This is a genomic window from Ilumatobacter sp. (genome assembly GCF_049588435.1).
In the GTDB taxonomy this organism is placed as follows: domain Bacteria; phylum Actinomycetota; class Acidimicrobiia; order Acidimicrobiales; family Ilumatobacteraceae; genus Ilumatobacter_A.
This window is the reverse complement of sequence record NZ_JBAVYV010000534.1, coordinates 1-8346: the sequence shown is the minus strand read 5'-3', so window position 1 is coordinate 8346 and position 8346 is coordinate 1. Positions and strand designations below refer to the sequence as shown.

The 8346-nt window shown below is 65.6% G+C and carries 5 protein-coding genes and 1 pseudogene; 1 reads left to right on the top strand and 5 read right to left on the bottom strand.

Features of this window, described 5'->3' with window-relative positions; genetic code table 11:
* Positions 1-898, bottom strand: a pseudogene (locus tag WBV89_RS20125) (hypothetical protein); the annotation flags it as partial.
* Between the two features lie 95 nt (positions 899-993).
* The gene (locus tag WBV89_RS20120; RefSeq protein WP_423983109.1) at positions 994-2511 is read right to left on the bottom strand and encodes a hypothetical protein; all 1518 of its coding nucleotides are present in this window, start codon (positions 2509-2511) and stop codon (positions 994-996) included.
* A gap of 305 nt (positions 2512-2816) precedes the next feature.
* Here WBV89_RS20120 and WBV89_RS20115 point away from each other — a divergent pair, with 305 nt between their 5' ends.
* Complete coding sequence (locus WBV89_RS20115; protein ID WP_423983110.1) at positions 2817-4073, top strand: nucleotide sugar dehydrogenase; 1257 nt, start codon at positions 2817-2819, stop codon at positions 4071-4073.
* Positions 4074-4186: 113 nt separating this feature from the next.
* On the opposite strand, the gene WBV89_RS20110 is transcribed toward WBV89_RS20115, so the two are convergent.
* From WBV89_RS20110 to WBV89_RS20100, 3 genes are all read right to left on the bottom strand, one after another.
* Positions 4187-4555 (bottom strand): hypothetical protein, encoded by a 369-nt coding sequence (locus WBV89_RS20110; protein ID WP_423983108.1) that lies wholly within the window; start codon positions 4553-4555, stop codon positions 4187-4189.
* A 269-nt stretch (positions 4556-4824) separates the two neighbouring features.
* Positions 4825-5907, bottom strand: coding sequence for a UDP-N-acetylglucosamine--LPS N-acetylglucosamine transferase (locus tag WBV89_RS20105; protein ID WP_423983107.1), 1083 nt, complete (start codon positions 5905-5907; stop codon positions 4825-4827).
* A gap of 278 nt (positions 5908-6185) precedes the next feature.
* Positions 6186-8346: hypothetical protein (locus WBV89_RS20100; protein WP_423983106.1), on the bottom strand; the 2161-nt coding region annotated here is incomplete at its 5' end.

Below are 8346 nucleotides of genomic sequence, written 5' to 3'. Positions count from 1 at the left end.
TGCCGGTGTTGTTTGGGTTGATGAAGCGGGTGAAGCCGGTGTTGGCGTTGTAGTAGAGGAGTTCGTCGGCACCGTCTCCGTTGAGGTCGACGTTGGTGATCGTGGTCCAGCCGGTGCGGAACTGGTGGACCGCGATCGATGAGACGGCTCCCGTGCTGTCCGGATCGGTGAACCGAGCCAGCCCGGGTCCACCGGACCAGTACGACGTCTGTCCGTTGCCTCCCGCCAGCGAGAGCGTCAGATGAAGGTGATCGAAATGGCTTCTGCTCGACAATTGTCGCCACGTCGACACGTCGGGCCCGTTCGCTCGATCGGATGCGTTTTCGGCGTTCCAGATGCGGTCGTTGCCCGAACCCGTGTTCCAGATCATGCGCACGATGCCGAGCCGACGAAGCATCGCGTGTGGCGTCCCGCCCGCGTCCGGCGCCAGCAGTGCGTCGATCAACGCTTCGCCTCGCGCCTTGAGCGTGACGTTCGACGTGTCGAACGGCAGATCGATCGCCAAACCCATCTTGTGATAGCTCGTCGCTGCTCCGAACGAGGCGCCGCAGTCGCGAGTCAGCCCGGAGTAGTACGCAGCGCCGAATGATGTCTTGAGCAGATCGGCTGCGTCATGCGTACCCCACCGGATGTTGGGGTACGCACAGGTCCAGTTCGCCGCGGAGCCGTAGGCATCAACCGGGGAGGAGAACGCTCGTGAAGGGAAACCGAACGACGTGAGCTGAGCTTCGAGAGAATCCGTGGTCTGCGGCGGCGGAGGGTCGGGATCCCGAGCGTCTTTCGACTCCTCTTCTTCCGAGGTCGGTGCGGCTCCGTCGGACCTCGCGGACACGGTGGACGCACCGACGAGGAGGAACATGGCCGCGACCACGGTACCTGCGACTCGAAGTGGTCTCATCTGGTCAAGTCTCGCGTGTTCCGAACCGCGTGTTCGCGTTTCGAGTCTCGTGGAACGGTTGTGGACCGCTCATGCTCTCCACGGCACGGCCGGGTTCACGGCGTGGTCGTGCAGGCATCGTCCAGAGTGCACTCGTCGACCGCGAAGATGCGCACCCACTGTCGGGGGCCGTCCTCCGGGGCGCCGCGTTCCGCGACGAGGGTGAGCTCAGCACTGTCGTCGACGAGGTTGGCATCTGGTTGTCGCTTGCCTCGATTCGGATACAGGATGAAGGTGGGTCCGGCCGTCGGCACGAGCGTCAACCCGCTTCGGATCTGCTCGCCGAGGGCCACGTCGGGACCGCGATTGACGAAGGGGGTCGCGGCGCATTGGCTGTACCATCCCGCCTGGGGCGTGGTTCCCGATACGACGACGCAGTCGTCCACGTCGAGGGAGCGCAGTGCGTAGCCGGCGTCGGCGATGGCGCGGAAGGACGTATCGAGCGACGTGGTCCGCCGATCGAGTTGGCCGGCGAACGCGAACGTGAAGACCAGAACGACGGCAACGGCGACAGCGAACAGCCCGGCCGTACCGAAACGCCCACGATTTGACACCGACTGCCAGATCGAGCAGACGCCGAGTGCAGCAAGTACCGCCGCGAACGGCAGCACCGCGAAGAGGTACTGCGATTCGAGGTGGCTGAGGTTGATGTTGAGCGCAACGATGCTCAGCAAACCGCTGACCACGCTGAAGAGGACGCCGGCGTCGGAAATCGAGCGGCGTCGGGCGACGTCGACCAGCGCGACGACTGAGCCGAGGGCAAAAACCGCGAACACGAGGGGGTGGAACAAGTCGGTCGGCTCGCCATCGGGCCACAGCAGGCGACGAAGATCTTCCAGCGACCTCCACGTCGGGATTCCCTTCGCGTCGCGAAAGGCGCGTTGTGCGCTGACGGGGGACACGCTTTGGGCTGTGGCCGCCGGGACGAACAACACCACAGCACACGCTGCGCCCGTGAGCATGCCGAGGGCAGCTGCCTCGAGCGCGACGCGCCGACGTTGTCCCGGTCCGACGCGAAGGCCGACGACGAGGACGACGCCGATCATTCCGGCGGCGATCGTGACTGGCGCGCCGAAGCGAATCGTGGTGGCGAGACCACATAAACCGGGGATCACGATGTACGCGGGGCGCGCGAGGCGCTCGCCTCGCCACCAGAAGAGCGCGGCGGCGATGGCCAACGTGGCCACGGCGACTCCGGCCACGTCGACGAAGACGAGCGAGGACAGGCGAGCGAACGCGGAGGTCATCGCAGTGAGCGCGGCGGCACAGGCGCCAACCCAGGGCGACGCAACCATCGTGCCGATCGCAAATACCGCCAGGACGAACACGACGGCGAACGCCAGCACGGTCATCCGAGCGAAACTGTCGCTCGGGCCGGTGATGCGGAAAACGAGCCCGAGCAGCATCGGCAATCCCGGCGCTCGGTACGCACTCCAGTACCCGCGCGTTTCGCTGTAGTCGCCGGAGTAGTACGAACCCCGCAGCGCATAGACGGACTCGTCGTGCCCGAGCGGCGCATGTTCAGCGATCGATCGGAGAGAAAACCCAACCAGTACGACGATCGCGGCAGCCACGACGACGCATGGACCCCGATTGGACCGGATGAACCGCATGAACGTCGCCGCGATCGAGTCCGACGCGGGCGTTGTGATGCCACCGACCGACCCAACAGGCGCGTCGGCGAGTGTTCCTCCAGGCGACGTCGTTGACATAGGGACAAAGAACCTACCGTTCGCCACACGTGGGCATCTGCGCATCTCGAGAATGGATCGAGTCCGCCGGTCCAACCCTGCGGATGAATGGTCCGTAACGGCGCGCCGACAACGAGCAACCGAGTGTTGCTCCGGCTAGCGTTCCCCGGTCGGTGTCAGGAGCGCAAATGCAGATAGATCTGGTGGTCATCGGGCTCGGCTACGTTGGCCTTCCCGTGATGATCGAGGCGTCGACCTCGGGCCTTCGATGTGTCGGACTCGATCTCGATGACGGAATGGTGTCGACCCTCTCGTCGGGCCGATCACACGTCGACGACATCGCCGACCAGCAGGTGGCCGATGCACTCGCGAGCGGAGCGATGTTCACTACCGACGCCGATTGCGTCGCCGGTGCCGGAGCCGTCGTGATCTGCGTGCCGACACCGCTCGACGAGCACCAGGCCCCCGATCTCTCGGCGGTACGAGCAGTCGGTGCCACCATCGCGGACCGTCTGCAGCCGGGGATGCTCGTCGTGCTGGAGTCCACGACCTATCCGGGCACCACCGACACCCTGCTGCGGGAGATTCTCGAGCGGTCAGGTCTCCGTGCCGGCATCGATTTCCATCTCGCGTTCTCGCCGGAGCGCATCGACCCTGGCAACCCGGCGTTCGGACTGCGGAACACACCCAAGGTGGTCGGCGGGATGACCCCGGCGTGCACGGAAGCTGCCGTTGCCCTGTACGAGCGGTTCGTCGACACGGTGGTGCCCGTGAGCGGGCCCCGGGAGGCCGAGATGGCGAAGCTGCTGGAGAACACCTACCGCCATGTGAACATCGCGCTCGTCAACGAGATGGCCGTGTTCTGCCACGACTTGGGCATCGACCTGTGGGAGTCGATTCGCGCCGCGGAGACGAAACCGTTCGGCTTCGCGGCCTTCCGGCCCGGCCCCGGCGTCGGTGGCCACTGCATCCCGATCGACCCCAACTACCTCTCACATCAGGTGCGCACGCTCGGCTACCAGTTCCGGTTCGTCGAACTCGCACAGGAGATCAGCAACCGGATGCCTGCCTACGTCGTCGCCCGGGTCCAGGAGACGTTGAACGAAGTGAGCAAGTCGGTTCGAGGTTCACGGATCGTCGTACTCGGCCTGACCTACAAGCCCGACATCGCGGACGATCGCGAGACCCCGGCGACCGCCGTCATCCGGAACCTGCGCCGCCTCGGTGCTCAGGTCGTCGCACACGACCCGTACCTCTCGTCGTTCGACGTCGATGGTGAGCCGGTTGCAATGGTCGACGATCTCACCGAACAGTTGCGAGAGTGCGACGTCGCCATCGTTCTGCAGACCCATTCGGCCTACGACTTCGACGAGATCGCCGACGCTGCGCCGCTGGTGTTCGACACCCGCGGCGGGATGCACCACGCGAACGCTCGGCGCCTGTGAGTCGTTCCCGCTCCGGTCGGGAGCAGCCGCTTCCGAGTTCCTGGCTGTCGATCAGCGATTGAATGTCAGGATGGTGGCACACGGCGGGTCGATCCCGCGTCGTGGCGTGGTGATCAACGTGACTGCGGGAGCGTCCGGATCTCGTCGAGACCGTACACATCGTCGATCCATGTGATCCGGTCGCTGAGACGTTCGGCCGGGCGGGCGCCGTCGGGCGTCGCCAACGGTGCGTATTCGTAGACGACTTGCGCGGCACGCAGGGGTGCGAGGTGGGGGTCGTTCGTCAAGACGACCGAACGTTCCGGCAGCGCGGGAAGAGCTGCGAGAATGTCGGCGGTCGACCGTCCGAGCGCGTCGACGAGGACAACGGGTCCAGTCCCCTGCAGCGCGACGATTGGTGGGAAAAGGCCGCGACGTAGGCGGCCAGCTCCGCTCCACGAGAGATGTTCGGCGATGTCCGGCGACCGGATCGGATCTTCCATACGGGAGTCCGTTCGGCCAGCGCCTGCGGCGCGAGCGAACCGGAGACGGAATCGAGAGAGTCGACGCGCGACGTGTTGCGCATGACGTTGAGTGCGACGCATTCTTGGTTTGAGGCGCCGAATCCATTTTCTTCGCGCGTACCGAATCGATCCTCTCCCACGACGAACCTGTGTGGCCACCCCCCGCATCATGGGCTCGCACGGATCGGGCAGCACGTCGATGACCCACACATAGACCGCATGCCCTCGTGGTGCGTTCTGTTCGTCGCTCATGTCGACGTCCAGTTGTCGATCAGGTGAGCGACCTCTCCCGAGCCCGTCGCGTCCGGAAGAGCATCGAGTCGGTGCCTGATCTCGGCCCGCTCGCCGGATGACACGAGCCCGTCGACGGCGCGTGCCAGGCCCGGTGCGCTCGTGCCGTCCCACCGGTAGCCGAGGCCATGTTCATCCGCCCAACGGCTACGCGCATCCTGATCGTCCGTCGCGGTGTCGAGGTTCGGCACCATGATGGACGGCAGCCCGAGGGCCAACACCTCGTGGAACGAGTTGTAACCGGTTGCGATCGCAGCCAGGTCGAACGCGCCGAAGAATCGGCTGATCGGAAACTCGCTGACGACTGCCGCTCCAGCGGTGGACTCGTGGCACTCAGCGCTCAGGACGCTTCGAGCCACCGAGACGACGACGCTGCGTTGATTCAGCTTGGACACGACCTGGCCGAGCGTCGACGTGATGTCGTTGATCGCTCCAGCTCCCAGTTGAATCAACGCGTTGGTCTGCGTGGCATCGAGACCCAGGTGAGCGCATGCGGCGGCGCGGTCGAGCGGTGGGTTGGGACCTCGGTAGCAGATCGGCGCGACGCGATGGACCCCGGTTTCTGCCGCCGCCGTCGCACCCAGGTCGTACGACTGGGCGTAGTCGCCCGGCTCGACCACGTGGTCGAAGTACTCAGCGAGTTGAATCGCAGTCGTTCGGATCCCCGGCTTCCACATGCCTCTGCGCATCCAGACCCGAACTGGCCTCCGCCGCCGCCGCCGGCCGAGGACATTGGTGAGGCCTCGGTATGGGTGGACACCATCGAACATGATGAGATGGGGGCGGTAGCGGGCGATCAGATGCTCGAGCCGATCCTCGAGCAGGTCGTGCCAGGCGTTGCCGGGAGTGTCGAGGTAGCCCGCTGAGGGCAGATGCTCAACTCGAAGACCAGCGTTCACGGGAATCGGAAGCGCAGCGGACAAGGTGAACAGCGTTGTGTCGAACTCCGAGCCCAGCTGTTCGGCCACGGCCATCATCCTCGTGACGTGCCCGAGACCGGCGCCGTTGCTCTTACAGAGCAGTACACGTCGCTTGGTCACGGCGAGAGAATAGCCTGTTGAGGGCCGGAGTCCTCTGTGAGGAAACCAGGCGGGAGGGCTCCGTCGTTGCCCGTTCGCAGATTTCGTCGTGCATGTGGCGGGGTGACGCGCTCGGAACCACGAAGCCCTCGGATTGGATCGGTGACCAGGGTTCGTATGGGCACCGTTCGAGCCGTGGGTCGTCTCGGAAGGGGCGGTGTGGCGTCTCGTCCGAGTGCGGAGTGTGCCTGCAGGGAGCCTGGCACGTTCCGCAGCACATCGCTTCGGGTTTCGGCGGTTCAGGTCAGCTCGTCGAGCCGTTCGATCGCCGGCACCGGATCGTCGTCGGGGAACAACTCCATTCGGTCGATCCGACCGTCGCGTACCGTGACGACGTAGTACGCCGGGATCAGCGTCGTCATCTGGTCGTCGGTACCGAACTGCCACTGGCTTCCCCGGCTGACGAGGCCGCGGTCGCTCACGACAACGATGCGTTCGGTGAGGAGGACCCCGTGGTGCGCCTCAGGCTGCTCGCTGACCAATGCGACGACCGCATCCCGGTCGAGGGTTGGGAAAGCGAGCGGGCGGTGGTCGATCAACAGCAGGTCGGGTCGCAACACGGCCATCATCGCGTCGGCATCGCGAGCGCGGTGGGCACGGTTCCACGCCGCGCCAGCTGTGAGCACACTCGATGATCCCGCGATCTCCTCACTCCGCTGTTCGAGCAGGTTTGCAGCTCCGGTGAGGCCTGTCTTGTCCGCCGCGAACGTCGTCATCGAACGCAATCGCCCGTGCTCGTCGATCTCTTCGACGGCGAACGAGTGGATCGCTGCGTCGTCCGCTCGTCGACCCCGGATCTCGACGAGCGCGAGCAGCTCGCCCCTCACCGCCAACAGTCGACGCTGCTCGACCACGGCCGGCTCCATCACGTTGCTGCGCTCGTCGACGAACACGGCGTTGTCCCCGAGAGGGACGGCGATGAGGTCGGGTCGGCCGGCACGGCGCAATCCGTGGGCAGCCCCCCAGCAACACGAAGCGCGGTTGACCAACACCTCACCGCACTCGGCGATCAGTTCGTCGAGGCGCTCCAATGCGTCGACGAGGCGGTCCTCCTCGAACTGATCGATGCGGCCCATGAGCCCGCTGTCGAGATCGAAGGCGAGCACCATGATGCTGCGCTGCGACTGCTCCGAGCCGTCGGGGAACTGGAATACGAGACGTTGCACCCAGCAGGCCGCCCACGATGCCTCTGATTCGACGATCCGCTCCAGAATCATGAACACGTCGCCAGGCATGCCGACGATCGACTCCAGCCGGGGACGCATGCCCTCGATGTCGAGTTCGGGCCAGCCGATCCGGCGGTGATCGACCATCACGAACGACGGGTGGGCGAAGGCCAAGTAGCCGTCGACATCACCCGCCAGCAGGACCCGCCCGGCGTGCGAGAACATGCGGTAGATGTCGCCGACGAACGAATCACCGATCTCCTCGTTCGCCAGCCGATCGAGTTCTGCCAGCGCGGCCCAGAGGTCGTCGCCGGCGAATCCGATCGACTGGTCCACGAGGTCGCGATCGTTCCAGTGGGTGAGTCGGAGCACATCCCAGCTGAACGCCCCGTCGTCGACATGTAACTGCCAGCGGTGGAGGGCGAGCCGATCACCCCGGACCGCGATGGTCTCGACGCTCGACAGCAGCTGTCGATCACCGTCGTCGAGCGTCCACGCCGCGCGATGCCCGTCGGGTCCGACCAGTGTCGCGCGGAGGAGCGGGTCGCGTTCTTCTGCGACGGTCTGGGGGTCGAGCATGTCCAGCCAGTCGTCTGACGATCGATCGGCGAACAGCTCCATGAGCCGCCGCGCCAACCGGTCGGCATCGTTCCACGCCTCGTGCTCGCCCGGCTCGACCGCGCCGGAGAGTTCGTCGAACCGAGCAAGAACCGGGCCGAGGTCGTCGACGGCGAAGAATTCGGCGACGATGGCACCGACGTCGAGTGTGGACAGGATGACGTACTGCCACCCCGGCTCGGCGATGGCATCGGCGCTGTCGACGAACGTGAACCCGGTGGCGACGGTGCCCGACTCGCTGAACCGATGGATCTCACGCATGCCGGTGATCCCCCGACCCATCGCGTCAGGAGCGGTCATGAGCTCGATGAACTGTTGACGATCCATCTCGGGCCAGCCCATCGGTCGATGGTCGACGATGCGGATGTGGTCCGGCACGGCAGCGGTGAACGCGTCGGCGTCGCCACTGTTGAGGGCCGACGTCATGGTGACCCACGTCGACAGGAAGGCGACGGACGGCGCGCCCTCACCCTCGAGGAAGAGATGGTTCAGTTCGTCGAAGGCCGGCCCGAGGGCGTCGATGTCGAAGAGCACGGTTCGGACCTGACGGTGTTGTTCGTCGAGTGCTTCGACGGCGAGGAAGTCGACCTCGAATCCGTCGATCTCGAACCGGACC